Source organism: Neobacillus sp. DZ-9 (genome assembly GCF_059587065.1).
This window is the reverse complement of sequence record NZ_JCAIOL010000002.1, coordinates 492,189-512,570: the sequence shown is the minus strand read 5'-3', so window position 1 is coordinate 512,570 and position 20,382 is coordinate 492,189. Positions and strand designations below refer to the sequence as shown.

Annotated in this window: 23 protein-coding genes and 1 other annotated feature (1 of these 24 cut by a window edge); all 23 genes read right to left on the bottom strand. The window is 38.2% G+C overall.

Annotation, left to right across the window (positions count from 1 at the left end; translation table 11 throughout):
- Positions 1-29: a binding site (T-box leader), on the bottom strand (it extends 213 nt beyond the left edge of the window).
- Between the two features lie 54 nt (positions 30-83).
- The 23 genes from AC59HZ_RS07105 to AC59HZ_RS06995 all read right to left on the bottom strand — a co-directional run bounded on the left by AC59HZ_RS07105 (position 84) and on the right by AC59HZ_RS06995 (position 20,186).
- Positions 84-599, bottom strand: coding sequence for a DivIVA domain-containing protein (locus tag AC59HZ_RS07105; protein ID WP_430068910.1), 516 nt, complete (start codon positions 597-599; stop codon positions 84-86).
- A gap of 82 nt (positions 600-681) precedes the next feature.
- Complete coding sequence (locus tag AC59HZ_RS07100; protein WP_496545132.1) at positions 682-1,455, bottom strand: YlmH family RNA-binding protein; 774 nt, start codon at positions 1,453-1,455, stop codon at positions 682-684.
- A 29-nt stretch (positions 1,456-1,484) separates the two neighbouring features.
- Positions 1,485-1,745 carry a YggT family protein gene (locus AC59HZ_RS07095; RefSeq protein WP_496545131.1) on the bottom strand — a complete coding sequence of 87 codons (261 nt, stop codon included), beginning with the start codon at positions 1,743-1,745 and terminating at the stop codon, positions 1,485-1,487.
- 5 nt (positions 1,746-1,750) lie between these two features.
- Entirely contained in the window at positions 1,751-2,212 is a 462-nt protein-coding gene (locus AC59HZ_RS07090; RefSeq protein ID WP_496545130.1) for a cell division protein SepF, read from the bottom strand.
- A gap of 11 nt (positions 2,213-2,223) precedes the next feature.
- Complete coding sequence (locus tag AC59HZ_RS07085) at positions 2,224-2,901, bottom strand: YggS family pyridoxal phosphate-dependent enzyme (protein ID WP_496545129.1); 678 nt, start codon at positions 2,899-2,901, stop codon at positions 2,224-2,226.
- Positions 2,898-3,728: a peptidoglycan editing factor PgeF gene (pgeF, locus tag AC59HZ_RS07080; protein WP_496545128.1), complete on the bottom strand. Its 831-nt coding sequence runs from the start codon at positions 3,726-3,728 to the stop codon at positions 2,898-2,900. The genes AC59HZ_RS07085 and pgeF overlap by 4 nt, the downstream gene beginning before the upstream one ends.
- Positions 3,729-3,797: 69 nt before the next feature.
- Positions 3,798-4,067 carry a YlmC/YmxH family sporulation protein gene (locus tag AC59HZ_RS07075; RefSeq protein WP_430068926.1) on the bottom strand — a complete coding sequence of 90 codons (270 nt, stop codon included), beginning with the start codon at positions 4,065-4,067 and terminating at the stop codon, positions 3,798-3,800.
- 89 nt (positions 4,068-4,156) lie between these two features.
- Complete coding sequence (sigG, locus tag AC59HZ_RS07070) at positions 4,157-4,936, bottom strand: RNA polymerase sporulation sigma factor SigG (protein WP_040204876.1); 780 nt, start codon at positions 4,934-4,936, stop codon at positions 4,157-4,159.
- A 156-nt stretch (positions 4,937-5,092) separates the two neighbouring features.
- Positions 5,093-5,812, bottom strand: a complete 720-nt coding sequence (sigE, locus tag AC59HZ_RS07065; RefSeq protein WP_223588615.1) for an RNA polymerase sporulation sigma factor SigE — start codon at positions 5,810-5,812, stop codon at positions 5,093-5,095.
- Positions 5,813-5,856: 44 nt separating this feature from the next.
- Entirely contained in the window at positions 5,857-6,795 is a 939-nt protein-coding gene (gene spoIIGA / locus AC59HZ_RS07060; protein WP_496545127.1) for a sigma-E processing peptidase SpoIIGA, read from the bottom strand.
- 279 nt (positions 6,796-7,074) lie between these two features.
- Positions 7,075-8,211: a cell division protein FtsZ gene (ftsZ, locus tag AC59HZ_RS07055; RefSeq protein WP_430068933.1), complete on the bottom strand. Its 1,137-nt coding sequence runs from the start codon at positions 8,209-8,211 to the stop codon at positions 7,075-7,077.
- 42 nt (positions 8,212-8,253) lie between these two features.
- Entirely contained in the window at positions 8,254-9,549 is a 1,296-nt protein-coding gene (gene ftsA / locus AC59HZ_RS07050) for a cell division protein FtsA (protein ID WP_496545126.1), read from the bottom strand.
- Positions 9,550-9,669: 120 nt separating this feature from the next.
- Positions 9,670-10,032, bottom strand: a complete 363-nt coding sequence (locus tag AC59HZ_RS07045) for a small basic family protein (RefSeq protein ID WP_223596025.1) — start codon at positions 10,030-10,032, stop codon at positions 9,670-9,672.
- Positions 10,032-10,763, bottom strand: a complete 732-nt coding sequence (locus tag AC59HZ_RS07040; protein WP_496545125.1) for a DUF881 domain-containing protein — start codon at positions 10,761-10,763, stop codon at positions 10,032-10,034. Before AC59HZ_RS07040 ends, AC59HZ_RS07045 begins: the two co-directional genes overlap by 1 nt.
- Before the next feature lie 51 nt (positions 10,764-10,814).
- The gene (locus AC59HZ_RS07035) at positions 10,815-11,516 is read right to left on the bottom strand and encodes a DUF881 domain-containing protein (RefSeq protein ID WP_496545357.1); all 702 of its coding nucleotides are present in this window, start codon (positions 11,514-11,516) and stop codon (positions 10,815-10,817) included.
- A 1-nt stretch (position 11,517) separates the two neighbouring features.
- Positions 11,518-12,291 carry a cell division protein FtsQ/DivIB gene (locus tag AC59HZ_RS07030; protein WP_496545124.1) on the bottom strand — a complete coding sequence of 258 codons (774 nt, stop codon included), beginning with the start codon at positions 12,289-12,291 and terminating at the stop codon, positions 11,518-11,520.
- A 232-nt stretch (positions 12,292-12,523) separates the two neighbouring features.
- Positions 12,524-13,432 (bottom strand): UDP-N-acetylmuramate dehydrogenase, encoded by a 909-nt coding sequence (gene murB, locus AC59HZ_RS07025; protein ID WP_496545123.1) that lies wholly within the window; start codon positions 13,430-13,432, stop codon positions 12,524-12,526.
- A gap of 61 nt (positions 13,433-13,493) precedes the next feature.
- Positions 13,494-14,597: an undecaprenyldiphospho-muramoylpentapeptide beta-N-acetylglucosaminyltransferase gene (gene murG, locus AC59HZ_RS07020; protein ID WP_496545122.1), complete on the bottom strand. Its 1,104-nt coding sequence runs from the start codon at positions 14,595-14,597 to the stop codon at positions 13,494-13,496.
- Positions 14,598-14,731: 134 nt separating this feature from the next.
- On the bottom strand, positions 14,732-15,832 hold the full coding sequence (spoVE, locus tag AC59HZ_RS07015; protein ID WP_496545121.1) for a stage V sporulation protein E: 1,101 nt from the start codon (positions 15,830-15,832) through the stop codon (positions 14,732-14,734).
- Between the two features lie 106 nt (positions 15,833-15,938).
- Entirely contained in the window at positions 15,939-17,291 is a 1,353-nt protein-coding gene (gene murD, locus AC59HZ_RS07010; protein ID WP_496545120.1) for a UDP-N-acetylmuramoyl-L-alanine--D-glutamate ligase, read from the bottom strand.
- Positions 17,292-18,266 carry a phospho-N-acetylmuramoyl-pentapeptide-transferase gene (mraY, locus tag AC59HZ_RS07005; RefSeq protein WP_496545119.1) on the bottom strand — a complete coding sequence of 325 codons (975 nt, stop codon included), beginning with the start codon at positions 18,264-18,266 and terminating at the stop codon, positions 17,292-17,294. It abuts the gene before it with no gap.
- 1 nt (position 18,267) lies between these two features.
- On the bottom strand, positions 18,268-18,717 hold the full coding sequence (locus AC59HZ_RS07000) for a hypothetical protein (RefSeq protein WP_496545118.1): 450 nt from the start codon (positions 18,715-18,717) through the stop codon (positions 18,268-18,270).
- 2 nt (positions 18,718-18,719) lie between these two features.
- Entirely contained in the window at positions 18,720-20,186 is a 1,467-nt protein-coding gene (locus AC59HZ_RS06995; RefSeq protein WP_496545117.1) for a UDP-N-acetylmuramoyl-L-alanyl-D-glutamate--2,6-diaminopimelate ligase, read from the bottom strand.
- Between the last annotated feature and the right edge of the window lie 196 nt (positions 20,187-20,382).

Genomic DNA, 20,382 nt, shown 5'->3' with positions numbered 1-20,382 from the left:
AATTGTACTGTCCCTTTCATCGTCAATTGCCATCTATTCAGTATAATCTGTTAAAAAATTATATGCTAATTTATCATCTTTCGTCAAGCTAATGAATCTTCTTCTTCGTGGATTTTTAATTCTGTGGCATCCACTTCATATTCTAATAAATGATCCCAATCATCTGTATTCAACATATCGAGCTGCGCTTCGATTAACATCTTAAAACGAGTTCGAAATACCTTTGATTGCTTTTTTAAATCCTCGATTTCAAGTGCAATCTTTCTAGCTTTTGAAAGGGATTCGTTCACGATTCTGTCCGCGTTTTTCTCGGCTTCCTTAATAATGAGCTTCGCTTCCTTTTGAGCGTTACGTTTTACTTCTTCACCAGCTTCTTGAGCAATAATGATAGATTTATTAAGCGTCTCTTCAATATTTGTAAAATGGCCTAGCCGCTCTTTCATATCATTTAAGCGTTCTTCCATCTCTTTTTTCTCTCTGAGAACTAATTCATAATCTTTGATCACTTGATCCAAAAATTCATTAACCTCGTCCTCATCGTAGCCTCTAAACCCTTTATTAAATTCCTTATTATGAATATCTAACGGCGTTAACGGCATGATGCCACCTCCATAATTCTGTTCTAATATATGTATAAGGAAGTATTCGACATGTTTTTCAAAAATCCTGCAAAAAAATGAATTATTTTTGTTTTCCGGCAGAAATTCGCCATTTTTCCTTTTTAGTTTTTCCGTCTAAAGACATTATTTTTACTCGTCCATATCCTCGAACGGAAATCATATCACCGGCTTGACATTCAAATGAAGTGTTTTCGATTAATGTCCAATTAACTTTAACAAGCCCTTGTTGTATAAAAAGTTGTGATTTTTGCCGGGAGATATGATGAATACTAGAAATAACCGTATCCAGTCGTAATGAAGATACAGTTAACTCCATTTCTTCCCAAAGTTCTTGAAGGCTAAGGGCATTTTCGAGCGGTGTTTCCACCAATTTAACCCCAGCCCTGCCAATTGTTTGCAGATTACTCTTAATATATTCGCTGATTTCCGTAGTAGCGAAAAATTGAATCTGGTCATTATTGGTTAAGATGTCACCAAATTTACCGCGTTTTAATCCTAAGGACATTAAGGTCCCTAACACCTGGCGATGCTCGATTGTGACAAACTTTTTCGGATAATCAACTTCAAACAGGCTAATCTGGAAGTCAGCTTGTTCGGCTGTTAAATAATCAGGCAGTAATAACGCTCTTTTTCTTTCCACTCCATCGCTTCCCCCAAAAAGGGTATACTTTACATCGTTATTTTCGCCAATTAACATGGTTAAAATATACTGTTCTCTAGGGTCAAGAAAATCCGTTAGCTTTGGGGTATATTGTGTTTCCACATAATTTTTCCAATGTAATACCTGATCGATATAGTCCCGTTCTTCTGGACGGAAATGCTGATAAATGTTCATTCTTGTCTACACAACCTAGGGTACAGTATTTAAAAAAATGAAGATAAATATTGGAGTCCGTTTTGCGCAAAATTTAGGACTAAGAAAGCAACAATTGGCGAAATGTCCATCATGCCAATGGGAGGAATTATCTTTCTGAACGGCACTAAATATGGTTCACAAATGTTAGTTAGTAAACGGCCAATTGTTGTCTCCCTTGCATTTGGAAACCAGGACATCAATATATAAATAATTAATGCCCACGAATAAATCGATAATAACTGTGAAAGGAGATTAAAAATAAAATCCATTTATTTTACCACCTCGTTATTTGATTTTCAGAGTCATGAAAAAGCTCCGATATATTTCCTGAAACCTCCACATTATCAGGGGTACATAAAAAAATGCTTGTGCCAATTTTCTGGATATCCCCGCCAATTACATATACGGCACCGCTTAAAAAATCAATAATTTGTCTGCCTTGTTCATTATCGATGCGCTGCAAGTTCACCACTACCGCACGGCGATTTTTTAATTGGTCCGCAATCTCAGTTGATTCAGCATAAGTATGAGGTTCAACTAATATTACTTTTGATGCTTTTGAAGAAGTGTTGGAATTTGCAGGTTTTTGGACACTTTGCAGACTGACAACATTTTGTGGTTTAACAGGCTGCTTTTTTTGTTTTACTGGTTCAACTGCTTCTACATAATCATCATTGTTATCTTCATATTGATCATCTAAAAAGAAAAATGTTTTTAATTTTGATTTAATTGTCATTTTTTTCTCTCCTAACCATCTTCACCGACAAGTGCTGTGCCAATTCTTACCATTGTTGCCCCTTCTTGAATTGCAATCGTAAAATCATTGGACATTCCCATTGAAAGCTCTGTGCATGGAGCAAAATCTAAATTGTAAGTCTGCACTTGATTTCGAAGTTCTCTCAGTTTTCGAAAACAATCACGCAGAACCATTTCATCTTCCGTAAATGGCGCCATCGTCATTAAACCCTCTACACTTATATTTTCATATGGTCGGAGGGATTCAATAAACTTAATTGCCTCATCGGCTGTTAATCCATGTTTGGATTCTTCCTGTGACACATTGACTTGCACAAGACACTTTATTTTCCGTTTCGCACGTTTATTAATTTCTTCAGCCAGCGAAAGTCTGTCCAAGGAATGAATATATTCAACCTTATCGATAATGTTTTTTACCTTACGAGTCTGTAGTGTTCCAATAAAATGCCAAATAGGTTTGTCCTGGAGCACTTCCCACTTTGCAAGAAGTCCTTCATCACGGTTTTCACCCAGATTATAAATGCCCGCCTCTAACGCTTCTTTCGCTCTTTCGGTGCTGACATATTTCGTTACAGCAATCAACTTTATTTCGTCAGGATCCCTATTAGCTTTTAGGCATCCCTCATTTATTTGTTGTCTTATTTGTTCTAACTTTGCTGCTACCTTCATAAATGATCGTTAGTCTCCTTCCAGCCAATAAAACTTAACATTCTTCCAGTTCTGCCTTGATCCCGTCGATGGGAAAAAAATAAATCATGATGACAGCTTGAGCAAAATCCTGTTACGCTAATATTTTTATCGGGTATCCCCGCATTTAGTAGGATTTGCCGATTCACTTCACGTAAATCTAAAGAATATTGACCATCCCTAATTAGATTATATGGTTTTCCTTCGACATCTTCTAGTGTATTTTCAACTAAGTTAATGACACGATCATCCACAATATAACATTTTTCGCAAATTGATGGCCCGACTGCGACAAATATCTGTTCAGGGTCTATACCTTCTTTTTTCCAAGCTTCTATCATCTTTCCCCCTATTTTTCCAACTGTTCCCTTCCAGCCAGCATGGGCTGCCCCTATCATACGTGCTTCTGGAGCAATAAAAAAAAGAGGGACACAGTCAGCAAAGCAAAGAGTTAAAAGAATTCCCTCTTCATTTGTATAAAAACCATCCGTCCCCTTGAAAGACTGTTCATAGGAAACAGCACCTAAACCACGATCTGCTTTTGAAACTTTTTTTATAAAAGTATCATGAGTCTGCTCGGCACCCACCCAATTATTTATTGAGAAATCAAGCAGGTCAGAAACTATTTCTCGGTTCGAACCTACATCATTAACATTATCGTTAACATGAAAGCCAAGATTTAATGTTTCAAAATTCCCTTTACTCGTCCCCCCGCTCTTCGTTGTCATTCCTGCAACAAGTCCTGGATATTGCTCGGTCCAAGTGTCTATTAACAAAATTGAATTATTTTTTAAAACAAAGGGTTCCATGTTCATACCTCTAATGTTTTTCTTTAGTTTATCATGAATTGAAAAAATGGTCACCGCTAATGACAAAGCTCAAACTTCTGCTTCTTCAGAAATTCTTTCTACACTTCCTTTATGCCTTACCAAAATGACATCCTCACCAATTTTAATGATATTTTTCCAAGGGATGACGATGTCTTCATCCTTCCCAAAAAAGCCCAGTACTCGGCCGCTGCCAGAAATCACGACTGCTTCTATTTTTCCAGTGGTTAAGTTAATCTCAATATCGCCAATATTGCCCAATCTTTTACCATCTGCTACATTTACGACATCTTTTATCTGGAAATCCGAAATTTTAACCATACACATACCACTCCCAGTTCCTGTACTATAAAGAATATATGATTGTGATGGTCGATTTAGTAACAGAAAAAGCTGCCCCATTGGACAGCTTAGCTTTGGATATTCTTATTCATTTGTCTTATCGCTGCTTTTTCTAATCGGGAAACCTGCGCTTGGGAAATTCCGATTTCATCAGCGACTTCCATTTGTGTTTTACCCTGAAAGAATCTTTTACGCAAAATTAATTTTTCACGCTCGTTTAATCGACGCATTCCTTCTTTTAAAGCGATTTCCTCGATCCAGTGAATATCTTTATTTTTCTCATCACTTAACTGATCCATGACATAAATCGGGTCGCCGCCATCATTGTATATTGGCTCAAATAAAGACACTGGGTCCTGTATGGCATCGAGGGCGAAGACAATCTCTTCATGTGGTACCTCTAAAACCTTCGCGATTTCTTCAGCAGTCGGTTCACGTGAGGTTTCGCTCATGAGTCGTTCCCTAACCTGAAGGGCTTTATAAGCGATATCCCTTAAGGAGCGGGACACACGAATAGGGTTATTATCTCGCAAATATCTTCTTATTTCTCCAATAATCATTGGTACGGCATAAGTGGAAAACTTTACGTTTTGACCTAAATCAAAGTTATCAATCGATTTCATTAGTCCAATACAGCCTACCTGAAATAGATCGTCAACAAATTCACCTCGGTTGTTAAAACGTTGAATCACGCTTAGTACAAGGCGCAAATTTCCATTTACGAGCTTTTCTCTAGCGGATATATCGCCCTCTTGCATTTGCTTGAAGAGAATTCTCATTTCTTCGTTTTTTAATACAGGAAGTTTTGACGTGTCCACACCGCAAATTTCAACTTTATTTCGAGTCAATTCTTTTCCCTCCTCACAGGAGCTGCTGTACAAAAAACAGTATTTCCTTGAGGAGGAAAAATATGCACCTGTCCAAACAAGTGGACAGGTGCATATTTGTCGAAAATTGCAATAAAATCACGGAACTATAGGTTTTTTTTGGTAGAAAAAAATTTCTTAAACCATCTTATTGAACTCTTTTCGTAATCTTTTAATAATTCTTTTTTCTAACCGGGAAATATAGGATTGGGAAATTCCAAGCATATCGGCAACATCCTTTTGCGTTTTTTCCTCGCCATTTGTTAAACCAAAACGAAGCTCCATGATTTGTTTCTCACGATCGGTTAGCTGATGTAAAGCTTTAGTGAGCAGCTTCCGATCAACATTCGCCTCTAAGTCTTTGGTAATGATATCATCATCGGTGCCCAGTACATCTGATAACAATAGCTCATTCCCATCCCAATCAATATTCAATGGTTCGTCGAATGAAACTTCTGACCTGATTTTATTATTTCTCCTTAGGTACATCAGGATTTCATTTTCAATACATCTGGAAGCGTATGTAGCAAGTTTTATTTTCTTTTCCGGATTGAAGGTATTAACCGCCTTAATTAAACCAATTGTCCCTATACTAATTAAATCTTCAATATTTATCCCTGTGTTTTCAAATTTCCTGGCAATATAAACAACCAGACGAAGGTTTCGTTCAATTAATATCGATCTTGCTGCCTTGTCACCGCCAGGTAGTTTTTTTAATAACATTTCTTCTTCATCTTTACTTAAAGGAGGCGGCAATGCTTCGCTTCCGCCAATATAATATACTTCATCTGTTTTTAAACCTAATTTTATTAAAATTTTATACCAATAGTAGGATAAGCGAAGTTTCCACTTTTTCATTCATGTTCCTCCTTCTAAAATATGTTTTTCTGAGTATAGTATTATTAACTTACCTTCACAGACCCTCCTTGCTGCTTCGGTCCTGTCAGCATTTTCGGATGGACAATACATTGAAAGGCATCATCTGCCGAAAGCTGCTGCATGGTGAAGGATACAAGACCCTTTTCGCATAAATACTGGTCACCATTTTGTTCGATTAATATGTTATCGGGCTTAATGGCCACAATGAGCTGATGCTCTTGTCCTACCACCCTGCAAGGAACAATTCTTAGTCTATTTTGCCATTCATCCGAAACCTCCCCACTCCCCATTATCAGCGGTTCTGGATCTGCGGCAATTTTCTTAATTTGCTCAGGAATTGCATCCAATTGATTTTTTATGGATACAAACATTACCGGGAGCCTTGACAACGGGTCATAAAGTTGATTGCCGCTATCAACTAATCCTTTAAAAACAAATGTTTCACTGCCTATTTTCAAGCTGACATTGACGATTTGTTCAAATTGGATTTTCGTCATTTCCATACCTTCTATATTTTTCCTTGAAAAGTGCCAGGCAACCGGGAAACCAATTAGGACGAATAACCAGCTGACTGGGTCACCAAAACCCTTCACACCCGACATTAAAACCTTTGTGGTTAACTCAGGATCGTATTGGATGAAATAATGGGCTCCTAATAAGGCCCCGCCAATTAAAAAGGTAGCAACATATAACGTCATTAACGCTTTGAGAAAATAAGACAACCGTTTATATCCAAAAGCTGCCAGCACCATCATGACGGAGCATAACAGTTTTGCGATTGGATGGTTTGAGTAGACATTTATTGGTGTAAAGGCTAATAGAATAATTAGTGAGCCAATAAATCCCCCAGCCAATAATCTCCAGATTCGTATGCTTCTTTTTAGAAAAATAGCTGTTAAATAAAGAAGAAGGCTATCAAAGAACAAATTAAGAGCCCAGATCACATCTAAATAAACAACCAAATAGCTTCCTCCTTATTGGGAGTTCTATTAATCTGTTACGAAAAAGTATAACGTAGTAGAGGACTAAAAGTGTGTCACTTTCTGTAATCAAAAAAACAGAAATTTTCACTATTCTTTAAGGAATTTGTCAGATAATATTATGAATAAATGTTCTTTTTGACATGGCTGTTGATTTGCGCTCCAGGCGGCTCCAATCAACAGAGTTATATACTTACCAACATTTTTTCTTTAACAGAGCAAAAAAAAAGCATTGCCCAAAAAGGACAATACTTTTTTATATTAACGTCTACGATTCCGGTTACGAAGGAAAGTAGGAATATCAAGTGTTTCTTCTTGAGAAGAGCTGTTATTGCGAACTGGTTCTTGATGAACTTCTTCGCGCTTTGGCTGTTCTCTCTTAATCGGATTTACCGGAGCTTTATTCTGTCCAAAAGTAGGACGGGTTACCTTTGGCTGAATGACTTCTTCATTAAAGCCAGTTGCAATAACGGTAACGATAATTTCATCTTTTAAATTTTCGTTGATAACAGAACCGAAAATCATGTTTACTTCCTGATCGGTTGCCGTTGCAACGATATCAGCTGCTTCTTGAACTTCGTAAAGGCTTAAGTTCGTCCCGCCGGTAATGTTCATTAAAACACCTTGTGCTCCATCGATTGATGTTTCTAATAAAGGTGAATTAATGGCTTTTTTTGCAGCTTCAGTGGCGCGACTCTCACCGGAAGCTACACCAATACCCATTAACGCTGAGCCCTTATTTGACATAATCGTTTTTACATCAGCAAAGTCAAGGTTAATAAGACCAGGTGTTGCAATTAAATCGGAAATACCTTGAACCCCTTGACGAAGAACATTGTCTGCTTCACGGAAAGCCTCAAGCATCGGAGTGCTCTTATCAACAATTTCAAGAAGCCGGTCATTTGGAATAACAATCAAAGTATCAACTGCCTCTTTCATTGATCCAATTCCGCCAGAAGCTTGATTTGAACGTTTTTTGCCTTCAAAAGTAAATGGACGGGTAACAACACCCACTGTTAAAGCACCCAGGTCGCGAGCAATCTGCGCAATAACAGGTGCTGCCCCTGTACCAGTTCCTCCGCCCATTCCTGCCGTTACGAATACCATGTCCGCACCGCGCAATGCTTCCTCGATTTGCTCCTTACTTTCCTCTGCGGCTTTTTTTCCAACCTCTGGGTTCGCACCAGCTCCAAGACCTCTGGTCAGCTTTGCACCAATCTGCATTTTCACTTCAGCTTTTGAAAGATTCAATGCTTGTGCGTCAGTATTTACTGCGATAAATTCTACACCTTGTACGCCATGTTCAATCATTCTGTTTACGGCGTTATTACCACCGCCGCCAACTCCGATTACTTTTATGGTTGCAAGAGAATCTAAATTTGTATCAAATTCTAACATGACAAATCCTCCTAATTCGTCGATATACCTTTTCGATTATGCCTATTCGAAAAAGTAACCAAGGAATTTTTTTACTTTTGATGACATCTTTTCTTCCGGATGTTTTTCTACTTTTGCTTTTGGTTGATGTTGTTTTGGTACTCTCTTTTCAATTGGCTCAGATACTGCTGATGAAGAGCTGATCGTACCACCTGGTAATCTAGCATTCTTATAAGCATATTTTATTAAGCCAACCGCTGCTGTATATTGAGGTTCTCTTACACCAATGTAATCTGGTACTGCAATCCGTACTGGATTTTGAAACATATCTTGAGCAAGATCCAAAACTCCTTGCATATTGGCACCGCCGCCAGTTAAAACAAATCCTCCCGGCAGACTAGTTACACCCAATCGCTTTAACTCATGGGCAACCAATTCAAAAATTTCTTCCATCCTTGCTTCAACAATATCAGAAATTTCCAATTGGTTAAATTGTTGGTGCTGATCACTGCCGATAATCGGAACACTGAACACTTCATCTTCTGATGCCTCATCATAGAAGGCATGTCCATGCTTCATCTTTATTTTTTCAGCGTCCTCAGTAGAAGTTCGGAGTCCGACAGAAATATCCTTTGTGATATGGTCACCGCCAACTGAAATGACACTAGTTGCGGTAATAAAACCATCTTGAAAAACAGAGATGTTAGTGGAACCGCCTCCTAGGTCAATCAAAGCGACACCAAGGTTTTTTTCATCCTTGGATAAAGCATACTCTCCTGCTGCCAGCGGCTGAAGGATAATATCAGAAAAACTAAGACCAGCGCGCTCGACACAGCGGATTGTATTGGCTAAAACGGAATTTGAACCTGTAATTAACGTTCCATCCATCTCTAATCGGACACCAATCATTCCCCGCGGGTCATTTATTTCATCTTTACCATCTAGGATAAATTGCCTTTGGATAACTCCCATGTTTCCTCGCTCTGGAGGAATAGATCCGACATGGGAAGCCTCAATGACACGAATAACATCTTCATTAGTAATTTCTCGATTTTGGCCAGAAACAGCTACAATACCGTGACAAGGCTGAAGCATAACATGGTGTCCTGGAATTCCAACGACAACTTCCCTGATTTCCATTCCTACCATTCTTTCCGCCTGCTCAATTGCCCGCTTAATAGAATGAACCGTATCATCCATATCGACAATCGAACCTTTACGAAGCCCTTCAGATTTTACATTTCCGACACCTATAATATTTAACGAGCCTTTTCCTGAATCATGAACCATTTCACCAATGATTACTTTTACACTGGATGTACCGATGTCAAGGCTAACATATATTTCATTGCTGTTCATTCTCTGGCACCTCCTTTATTTTTCCTAAAATAGAACAACAATTTTCTTTGTTCAATTAATGTTCAAGACATATCTTATAAAAATATTCGTCACAACTAAAATGATTCCCTTTAAAAATTTTCAACTTTTTTCTAATTTTTCTTTGTTTGTTGACCATTTCGTCAATAATATTCGACGAATTACAGCAATATTCTGAAACAATCTGACACCAAACGCAAAAACTGCTGCTAAATACAAGTCTACACCAAGATGTACACCGAGAAAAGCTAAACTTGCAGCAAGCAAAATATTAAAAAAGAAGCCCGATACAAACACCTTTTCATCATAAATATTTTGCAAATATGCGCGAATTCCACCAAATAACGTGTCGAATGCAGCTAAGACAGCAATCGACAAATAATTTGAATATTCTTCTGGAATTCGGATCTCAGTCAATAAACCAAGAATGATTCCAATTACTAGTCCCATAAACGGAAGCCACATTAGGTACCGACCCCTTCTTTAATCGGTTCCAAAAACCGAATACGAATTGGATTATCATAGGCAGGCACCTTAATATTCGGAATAGGCGCCGAGACATTCAGCCTCAAGCCTTCAGTAAAAAATTCATCCCTTGCTTTTGATACTTTCATCCGATTATATAATTTTTCAGCCGTGTTGGAATCAGCAACAGCTACCTTTACTTCGATTGGTAAACTTTTAATGGAATGGCCATCAATTTTTGTCTCTCTATTGATATCCCTGATAACGGTTGTATTAATTATTCGTTGACCGTCAATGGAAACATATTTGGCTTCATACATATTTAATTCGTTCAATAATCTCTTTAATAATTCTGGTGAAACAACCCTTGTGACAGGATCTCCTATTTGAATATCTTCAACAACAGGTTCAATCTCTAATGTAATTCCAGGTCCTGTTACCTCGGTTAAACCAGCCTCAATCTTTAATTCCTGCAATGTATCCCTTAAGGCCTGTTCCTTGCTTTGCTTTCGCTTAGATTCATAGGCTGATAGTTTTTCTTCATTAGAACGAATTTCAGTCAATAAATTAGACTGCAGCTCTTTTTCTTGCAGAAGGGCTTCCCGGAGCTGCCAAATATCTCTAGTATCCCGTTCTTCAGGCTTTTTCACGGTTTGAAATTGAATCGCAATCATAAAACCCACAACCGCTGCTACCAAGGTAAAACTAATACTTAATTTTTGTTTGTCCACTTTTTTCACCTTACCTTTTTTGTTTTTCGTGGACAGCAAAATCCTGTTAAATCAGCTTCCTAAAATTGGATTAAGCGTAATGTCACTTTCTTTTTCTAAAGAAAAAATAATATTATCATTAACCAATTGATCCTTTACCCCGCCGGTAAGATTTAATGAAGACGAGAGCACATCTGGGTCGCCGATTGCTGTAATAATAAAAGGTGCAGGATGCTGAATCCCATCTACTGTAATGACCGGGCCATTACAGACAATATAAGAATGACTTGTAAGTCTTTGCCCATTTATCGCAACTGCATCTGCGCCCGATATATAAAGTTCATTGACTACTTTAAATACATGATGTTCATGGACGAGGTAATTATTAATGTTATCTTCTTTAGGATCGTAAGCACCGTCACTAAGGGTAACCTTTACCCCGCTGCCTTTTACTTTTACCTTACCAAGATACATCCTGTATTTTTCAGCATCTTCTGCTAAATTTTGAAACACTTGGGCCTCTTTTGCGAGATTTTTTTCATTTTTTTGTACTTTATCCTGCTTTTGATTTAATTCTTTTTGCAGTTTTCGATTGGTCTCCTCTTGGGCAATCAATTGATTTCTAAGTGTAAGTGTTTTTTCATATTGCTTTCCTGATAAATTGGGCTTTTCTTTTTGTTTTTCGATTTGCGTCAAATGATAGGAGAAAGCAAGCATAAATCCTAAAACAAGGCAGACAAAAGACAGAACAACGTGTTTACCCTTCACCTTCATCCTATTCAACTTTCTTTTCCTCCACTTCTGCTTCAAAAGCCCTGAAATAAGACCCTACCTCCAAGTCGATAATTCCTTTTTTATTAGGATCCAATTGGCCAATAATAGAAGGATAGTGCACCATCTTTTCTGAAAAGCTTTTTAATGTGGCACTAACCTCAAAGCCGTCATTCATAAATAAGGAAACGTGGTACCGGTCTGTTTTTTTGGGAGTGTAATGAATTTCAGAAATGGAGTTTGCTATTTCACTTGGAAGACTTTTCAGCTCCTTAACCATTTCGTTCAGAGCTGCCCCTTCTTTAAAATCGAATAGAATCGGAGAATCAACTGGGATCATTTCCGTTTTTCTATTTTTAAGTATTTGTCCATTCTCCATAACTGGTAAGTAGGATGTATCCTTTTTTAAATAAGCGATTCTTTTATGCTCTTTTACTTGGATTAGAATGGTGTTCGGCCACTCTCTCTTTACATCAGCTTTATTAATTTCAGGAAGCTGCTCCACTTTTGAAGCGACAGTATCCTTTCTAACTTTCCAAATATTCGTATTATTTGAAAGGCCGCTTTTTCGGATGATTTCATCTTTAGAATATATTTCATTACCTTTAATTGTAATCGTCTTAATATGACTTAATGGTGATTGTGTATAGGCTACCGCAACGATCATGATAAAAAACAAAATCAGCAAAAGCACAAGCCGTCTGTTTGCTTTACGCCTTCTTTGTTCTTTTAGTTTTGGAATACGATCCTCAAGAGCAACGATTTTACCATTTTCCATTCATAATTCCCCCAACATAAAAGCAGCTGCCCTAAAATAACCACAAATAAGCTTGTCCATTCATTCTTTAAATGATACCTTGAAAAGAGAAACAACGGCACGAAAAATCATGCCGTCATTCGTTTACTTAGAGAGTTCGCACCTATAATATTATCAGTAATTATACCACAAAATTTGTCATTCGTAAGAAATTTATTACTATAAAAGTAAGGATAAATTTAGCATTTAATTTCTATTTCCTTCCAATTATCTCAACTTCTGTTTCCATTCTAATTTCATAAAGGTTATAGATGGTGTCCTTCACATGCTGGATCAATGCCAGCACATCTCCTGCTGTTGCATTGCCTGCATTGATAATAAAATTCCCATGCATTTCAGAGATTTTTGCTCCGCCAATACTGAAGCCTTTTAATCCGGCTACTTCCACTAATTTTCCTGCATAATTGGGCAGAGGGTTTCGAAAAATACTTCCTGCACATGGGTAATTCCAAGGTTGAGTTTCTTTTCGATAATCCTTATTTTTTTGCATCTGCGCTACAATATTTCCCTTTTCACCTTCATCAAGCTGAAAAACAGCTTCGACAACTATGCCGGGACGCTTTTTCTGCAAGACAGAGGTCCTGTAGGAGAATTCCATTTCTTCATTTGACAGCCATTCCATTGTTCCATCTTCAAACAAAATATGGGCTTTCGTGAGGATTTTACTAATATCTGATCCATGTGCCCCTGCATTCATATAAACTGCTCCGCCGACTGACCCCGGGATGCCGCTTGCGAACTCAAGGCCCGAAAGCCCTTTTTTACTAATAAGCGTAGATAAACTAACAAGGGAATGACCACCGCTAACTGTGATTTCCGTCCCATTTATATCAAGATGATCAATTCCTGACCCGAGTTTTATTACGGCTCCTTCAATCCCTTTATCAGAAACTAAAAGATTCGATCCTCTCCCAATGGCTCGCCAATTAATCTGATGCTTCTTAATAATTTCCATTACTTGTTTTAAGTTTGCTACAGAGGTTGGCTCTATAAAAATATCGGCAGGTCCGCCAATCTTAATTGTGGTGTGATGGGCAAGAAGTTCATTTTCCTTTACTTTCCCAATTTTTGAAGCTTGCAATTCCGCTAAGATTCCGTCCAAATTTACCACCTAACTTTCCAAACATACGTATATTATAGTCTATGCAAAAAATGAATACGGGCTACTTTTGTACACCCCTAACTAGCTGATCCATAACCTGAAACAGCCTGTTAGCGGAGTCGGGAACACCCATTTTTTTTGCTTTTAATTTCATTTCCTTAAGATTTTCGCTATTTAAAAGGATTCGATCAATATGTCCAATTAAACTTTTACTGTTTAACTCTTTTTCTAATAAAAGTTGTGCTGCTCCATGGTCACTTAAAGAGCGGGCATTTTTTTCTTGATGATTATTTGTCACATATGGGCTTGGAATTAGGATGCTTGGAATACCTAGTGAAGTAATTTCGGCTAAAGATGTTGCCCCTGCCCTTGAGACTACTAAATCAATACCGGCCAAAACTTCTGGCATATTATGAATAAACGGCTTTATCACAACATTTTGGGGATTCCCAACTAACTCCACTTCTTTTTTAACATCTTCAAAATGCACATCTCCAGTAACATAGAGAATCTGGTAAGGTTTTTCAGCAAAATCCGATAAAGACTTGACAACAGCTTCATTGATTGGACGTGCCCCGCGGCTGCCGCCAAAGATGAGCACTGCCGGCTTAGTTGTACTTAGTCCTACAGAAAGCCTCCCTTTAATTCCATCCTTGCCAATCACCTCAGAAGCGCGGGGATTCCCAGTAAAAACGACCTTTTCCTTTGGAAAAAATTCTTTTGCTTCATCAAAACATATAGCTACCTTGTTTACATAGCGGCTTAAGAATTTATTCGTCAGACCAGGGACACTATTTTGTTCGTGAATAATCGTTGGAATACGCAGCTTAGAAGCAGCATAAACGACAGGTCCACACACATACCCGCCAGTCCCAATGACAATGTCCGGTTTAAACTCTTTTAAAATTTTTTTACTGTCCTGAACCCCTTTAAGAAATCGAATAACCGTTTTAACATTTTCAAAGGAAAGCTTCCTTTTAAAACCCGTAATATGGATGGATTTAAAAGCAATATTTTCTCTTGGAACAATTTTACTTTCCAAACCATTAATAGTTCCTATGTATAAAAACTCAGCTTCTTTGTTTTCTTTTTGGATTTCTCTAATGAGGGCGAGTGCAGGATAGATATGTCCGCCAGTTCCCCCGCCGCTTACTACTATTTTCATTTTTCCACCTCATTAACGATTTAAAACCTGAATGCATTCCTATCTTACTATAAAAACCGAATAAAGAAAGCAAATGACAAAAGAATGTTATCTAATTGTAAAATAAAAAGAACCCTGCCACCACAGGGTATCCTTTAATATCTAGAATAGCGGCTAATATTTAAGAGAACACCTATTGCCATCAGCATCAAGGTAAGCGAGGATCCTCCATAGCTTAAAAATGGCAAGGTAATACCTGTAACCGGCATCAGACCTGTCACAACCCCGATATTGATCATGACTTGAATGGCTACCATTGCGATAATTCCCACCGCGAGAAAGCTGCCGTATAAATCAGGTGCCCCTAAAGCGATACGGATTCCTCTCCATAATAAAAGGGCAAATAAAAGCAAGATAAACGATCCGCCAATAAAGCCTAATTCCTCTGAAAGAATCGCAAAGATAAAATCCGTTTGCGGTTCAGGTAAGTAAAAAAACTTTTGCCTGCTTTCACCAAGTCCGAGTCCGAATAAACCTCCAGGACCTATCGCATAAAGTGATTGGATAATTTGAAATCCGCTCCCCAGTGGGTCAGACCAAGGATCTAAGAAAGAAGTAATCCTTTTAATACGATACGGTGCGGAGGCAATCAAACCAACAAACCCTGCCACTCCTAATAATCCCAAAAAGGCAAAATGGCTTACCCTGGCACCTGCAATAAAAATCATTACCACGCAAGTACCGATCATTACTGTTCCAGTGCCCAGGTCAGGCTGCAGCATTATCATTGCAAAGGCGACAAAGGCAATTCCTAATGAGGGCACAAGCCCTTTTTTAAAGGAGGTAATCAATTTCTGCCGTTCAGACAAATACTTGGCTAAAAAGGCTATCATCGCAAGTTTCATAAATTCAGAAGGCTGGATGGAAAATGCGCCAACTCCTATCCAGCTTCGTGAACCATTTCGTACATTTCCGATTCCCGGAATTAAAACCAAAATTAACAAAACGAAACATACAATTAAAATTGTTTTCGCCCATGTTCTCCATGTCCAATAGTTTATGTTCATAATAAAAAACATGGCAGCAATCCCTACCCCTGCAAACAGGGTCTGCCTTTTGGCAAAGAAAAAGGAATCATTGAATTTATACTCCGCCCAAATAGCGCTTGCACTGTATACCATAATAAGCCCAATTGCCAGCAGTGTAAATGTAACTATCATTAGAATAAAATCAGGAGTCGTTTTCTTTGTCGGCACCACTAAACACCTCAACTGCAAGTTTTAGGGCTTTTTGTTGAGTCAGAAATAATTGTGTCCAGCTACAGCGCCTGGGCGCTTCCGCTTTTCTTTGTAAGACAAGCCCTTACTTAAGCTTATGCACCGCTTCGATAAAAATGTCTCCCCTGACTTCAAAAGTTTTGTATTGATCCCAGCTGGCACAAGCAGGAGATAACAAGATGACATCACCTGAATTTGATAAACCAAATGCTTCAGGTACGGCCTTAGCCACATTATCGACATGCTTGATTACTTTTATTCCTGCCTCACGACCAACCCGTTCAAGCTTCTCTGCTGTTTGCCCGAAGGTAATTAATGCTTTTACATTGTTTAGATACGGCTTGAGTTCATCAAACTCGTTGCCGCGATCCAGCCCGCCTGCAAGTAAAACAATTGGCGCTTCAAAAGCAGCCAAAGCATTAATAGTAGCTAAAATATTGGTAGCTTTTGAGTCGTTATAAAATTTTCTGCCGTCAACTTCCGTAACATATTGTAAACGATGCCTTACACCGGTAAAGGTCCGGAGTACTTCCTGAATCGCACTATTCTCCACGCCGGAAAGCTTTGCAGCAGCCATAGCACATAAAATATTTTCTAAATTGTGTACTCCAGGTAAAGCAATTTGATCAATTGCCATTACTTTTTCATCATTAAAGTTAATCCATCCGTCACGGATAAAGGCACCTTCAGCCAATTCCTTCTTCGTGGAAAAAGGAATTATTTTCGCCTTAGACTGACGGGCAATTTCAAAGGTTTCATCCTGATCAGAATTGATAATCAAATATTCCAGTTCAGTTTGGTTTTTCGTGATATTCGCTTTCGCTGCTTTATATTCTTCCCTAGTCCCATGATAATCCAAGTGGGCATCATAAAGATTGGTAATAATCGCAATTTTAGGATTAAAAGTTTCAATTCCCATTAACTGAAAAGAGGATAACTCGATTACGATTGTATTATCCTTCGTTGCCTTTTGAGCAACACCTGATGCAACTGTTCCAATATTCCCGGCAATTAATGGCTTTTTGCTGCCTTCATTCAACATCTCATAAACTAGTGTTGTCGTCGTTGTTTTACCATTTGTACCGGTAATTCCAATAAAGGAAGCTTCAGAGATTTCATAGGCAAGCTCTACTTCGGTAATAACCGGTATTCCCATATTAAATGCCCCTTCAATCATCGGGTTGTTATAAGGAATACCTGGATTTTTTACAATCAACTCAAAACCATCATCAAGGAGCTCCACAGGGTGATCCCCGCAAATCACCTTTATCCCCTGTTCAAGTAAGCCCTGTGCTTCAGGATTTTCTGACAGGGGCTTTTTATCATTCACCGTTACAAATGCTCCAAGCTTATGTAATAAAGCAGCAGCGGTAACCCCGCTTTTTGCCAAACCAAGAACAAGAATTTTTTTATGATGATATTTTTCAATCTGTTTCACTTACAACCACACCTCTATATAGATTCCTAGTATTGCAAGTATTAATCCAACACTCCAAAAGGTTACAACAACTCTCCATTCAGACCAGCCGACTAATTCATAATGATGATGAAGCGGGCTCATTCGGAAGATTCGTTTACCAGTTGTTTTAAAGGAAGCTACTTGCAGTATAACTGATAATGTTTCAATCACAAATACTCCACCAATAATAATGAGCAATAATTCAAGCTTTGTCAGAATCGCAATGGTGGCAATCGCACCGCCAAGAGCAAGCGAACCTGTATCTCCCATGAAAACCTTTGCTGGATGGGCATTGAAAACGAGGAATCCTAAAACAGCCCCCACAACAGCCACAGAAAATATCGCTATTTCCATTTGAGATTGATTCCATGCAAGTACAGCAAAAGCACCAAATGCCACGGCTGCCGTTCCTGATACTAAGCCATCAAGTCCATCTGTTAGGTTGACTGCATTGGAGAATCCGACAAGCCAAAATATAATGAAAATGATGAAAAACCACCCTAAATCAATGGAAGTGTCCGTAAATGGAATACTTACTTCAGTCGAAAAACCATTTTGTTTATAAACTAAATAAAAAATGACGGAAATGATAATTTGACCTAAAAGCTTTTGTTTAGAAGTTAATCCTAAATTTCGTTTCAATGCCACTTTGATAAAATCGTCTAAGAAGCCAAGTAATCCAAATCCAAGGGTTACAAGCAAAAGCAAGTAGGTTTTTACGGTTGGTTCAGAAAATTTCCCAGTCATGACGATTGTTGTAATGACAATCGAAAATAAAATCATAATTCCGCCCATTGTCGGCGTACCGGTTTTCTTTTGGTGTGATTTAGGACCTTCTTCCCGAATGCTTTGTCCAAATTTCAACCTTCGTAAGAAGGGAATAAAAATGGGAGAAAACAATACGGTAACGAGAAAGCCCATTATGATTGTGAAAAAAATAACTTGCTCCAGCATTTTATTCCCTCCCTTCAGAATCAGTATCATGTTGTTTCGTTAACTTTTTTAGCATCACAGCAATATCATATGTTTCTCTATTTTTATTAAGAAGTTCTTTATTTGAAAATTTAAAGTTAGTTATCTCCATTGTCGCTTCTATTTCTCCATTTAATTTTTCAAGATAGTGTTGTAATAATTTTTGTATTGCTTCACCGCTATCAGAAGTAAAGAATACCGGAAAATAATTGGGTGTATAATGAGGCAGTTTTTTTCCACGCTCCCAAATAGCCGCTATTGCGCCATTTGCAATTGCTTCCGAAAGTTCCTCAGCCCCGTCATTTACCGGAACAAACAGGCCTTTTGGCTGTTTGACATTCGCTTGGTCTGTAACCGTATAAATCAAATGTTCATCCTGCACGCCTTGATGATCTATAAACAAACCAGATAATTCAGTTAAAGCTAAAAACATACTTATCTCCCCTTAATTGCATCAAGTGCCACTAGCCGATCATCAAAATCATAAACATGTGTTCCAATGATTTGATAGGTTTCGTGGCCCTTCCCGGCAATTAAGACCACATCACCAGCATCTGCCTGCTGTATTGCACTTTTTATTGCTTCTTTTCGATCAGGTATGATGTTATAGGAGTATTGGGCATGCTGAACCCCAGCTTCCATATCTTTTAAGATCGCAAGCGGATCTTCGCTCCTCGGATTATCTGAAGTAAAAATAGAGTCCGTTGCCAATTTACACGCAATCTCCGCCATTAAAGGGCGTTTTGTCCGATCCCTGTCTCCACCACAGCCAACTATAACGAAAATCTTTTTCTTTGCAAAGTGCTGAATTGTTTTCAATACATTCTCAAGGCTGTCTGGTGTGTGGGCATAGTCTACAATGACCGTAAAATCCTGCCCGGCATGGACCAGCTCAAATCTTCCGGAAACACCTTCTACATTCTCAATTGACTGTATGATATCAGCTAATGGTATTCTTGAAACGTAAGCTGCTGCAATGCTCGCCAAAACATTATATACACTGAATTTACCGATTAACTTCATGTTAATCGAATATTTGCTCATCCCTATTACAAGTTCAAAATTGGTACCAGCAGATGTCATCTGTATGTTTATTGCCTGAAAATCTGCTTTTTCCTCAATACCATATGTTATAACATGAGCTGCCGTTGACCTTCTAAACATATCTGAAGCTGGGTCATCTGCATTCAAGACCGCAAATTTAGGCTTATCATATTCATATGTATTGCCCAGCTGAGCAAACAATAAGCTTTTTGAACGCTGATATTCTTCCATTGTTTTATGATAATCCAGATGGTCTTGTGTTAAATTGGTGAATACCGCTACATTATAGTCACAGCCATGGACCCTCCCTAAATCCAGCGCATGGGAAGAAACCTCCATTACTGCTGCTTCAACACCCTCATCAGCCATATGCTGAAACGTCTTTTGCAGTGTTAAACTTTCCGGTGTGGTATTTTTTGTCTCTATTACCTTATCAGCAATCTTGGTATACATTGTTCCGATCAAGCCTGTTTTCTTCTTTTGGTCTGAAAATATTTTTTCAATTAAATGACTTGTCGTTGTTTTTCCATTCGTTCCTGTTATACCAATCAAATGCAGTTTTTTTGTCGGCTGGCCGTAAAAGGCATCAGCAAGTACTGCCATTGCTCTGGTTGTATCCTGAACAATGATTACTGGAACCTTTAATGGCAATGGACGTTCAGCTAGTATGGCCACTGCTCCTTTTTCTACAGCCGATTCCGCAAAATCATGTCCGTCCACGGTGTAGCCTTTAATACAAATAAATAAGCTCCCGTTTTGCACCTTACGATTATCATTTTCAATTGAAATAATATCCGGGTTTTCTCCCTTAATAGGGTTTAATAGGTGCAAATTTTCAAGTAGCTTGTGTAACTTCATTGATCTCAAATCCTCTCATGCCCCTGTATACAATTTTGCCAGCATTTATTTCGTTTAACCTACTGACGAAAGTTCCATCTTATTTTACATTAAAATATTTTATTTTGCTATTTAGTAATGGCTATTTTCGCATATATTGTTGTTTTTCGTTAATGTTTATCAACCCGTATAAAAAGATTCTTCGTGGCATCTTTTC

Coding starts and splice junctions, on each gene's coding strand:
- AC59HZ_RS07035 (WP_496545357.1), bottom strand. CDS start 11,516: ATGAAGGTGAAGGGTAAACACGTTGTTCTGTCTTTTGTCTGCCTTGTT.
- AC59HZ_RS07085 (WP_496545129.1), bottom strand. CDS start 2,901: ATGAAGGTAGCAGCAAAGTTAGAACAAATAAGACAACAAATAAATGAG.
- sigE (WP_223588615.1), bottom strand. CDS start 5,812: ATGAAAAAGTGGAAACTTCGCTTATCCTACTATTGGTATAAAATTTTA.
- AC59HZ_RS07090 (WP_496545130.1), bottom strand. CDS start 2,212: ATGACAATTAAATCAAAATTAAAAACATTTTTCTTTTTAGATGATCAA.
- murG (WP_496545122.1), bottom strand. CDS start 14,597: ATGAAAATAGTAGTAAGCGGCGGGGGAACTGGCGGACATATCTATCCT.
- mraY (WP_496545119.1), bottom strand. CDS start 18,266: ATGCTGGAGCAAGTTATTTTTTTCACAATCATAATGGGCTTTCTCGTT.
- AC59HZ_RS07105 (WP_430068910.1), bottom strand. CDS start 599: ATGCCGTTAACGCCGTTAGATATTCATAATAAGGAATTTAATAAAGGG.
- ftsA (WP_496545126.1), bottom strand. CDS start 9,549: ATGAACAGCAATGAAATATATGTTAGCCTTGACATCGGTACATCCAGT.
- AC59HZ_RS06995 (WP_496545117.1), bottom strand. CDS start 20,186: ATGAAGTTACACAAGCTACTTGAAAATTTGCACCTATTAAACCCTATT.
- AC59HZ_RS07095 (WP_496545131.1), bottom strand. CDS start 1,745: ATGGATTTTATTTTTAATCTCCTTTCACAGTTATTATCGATTTATTCG.
- AC59HZ_RS07100 (WP_496545132.1), bottom strand. CDS start 1,455: ATGAACATTTATCAGCATTTCCGTCCAGAAGAACGGGACTATATCGAT.
- AC59HZ_RS07045 (WP_223596025.1), bottom strand. CDS start 10,032: ATGTGGCTTCCGTTTATGGGACTAGTAATTGGAATCATTCTTGGTTTA.
- AC59HZ_RS07030 (WP_496545124.1), bottom strand. CDS start 12,291: ATGGAAAATGGTAAAATCGTTGCTCTTGAGGATCGTATTCCAAAACTA.
- ftsZ (WP_430068933.1), bottom strand. CDS start 8,211: ATGTTAGAATTTGATACAAATTTAGATTCTCTTGCAACCATAAAAGTA.
- pgeF (WP_496545128.1), bottom strand. CDS start 3,728: ATGGAACCCTTTGTTTTAAAAAATAATTCAATTTTGTTAATAGACACT.
- AC59HZ_RS07000 (WP_496545118.1), bottom strand. CDS start 18,717: ATGTTTTTAGCTTTAACTGAATTATCTGGTTTGTTTATAGATCATCAA.
- AC59HZ_RS07075 (WP_430068926.1), bottom strand. CDS start 4,067: ATGGTTAAAATTTCGGATTTCCAGATAAAAGATGTCGTAAATGTAGCA.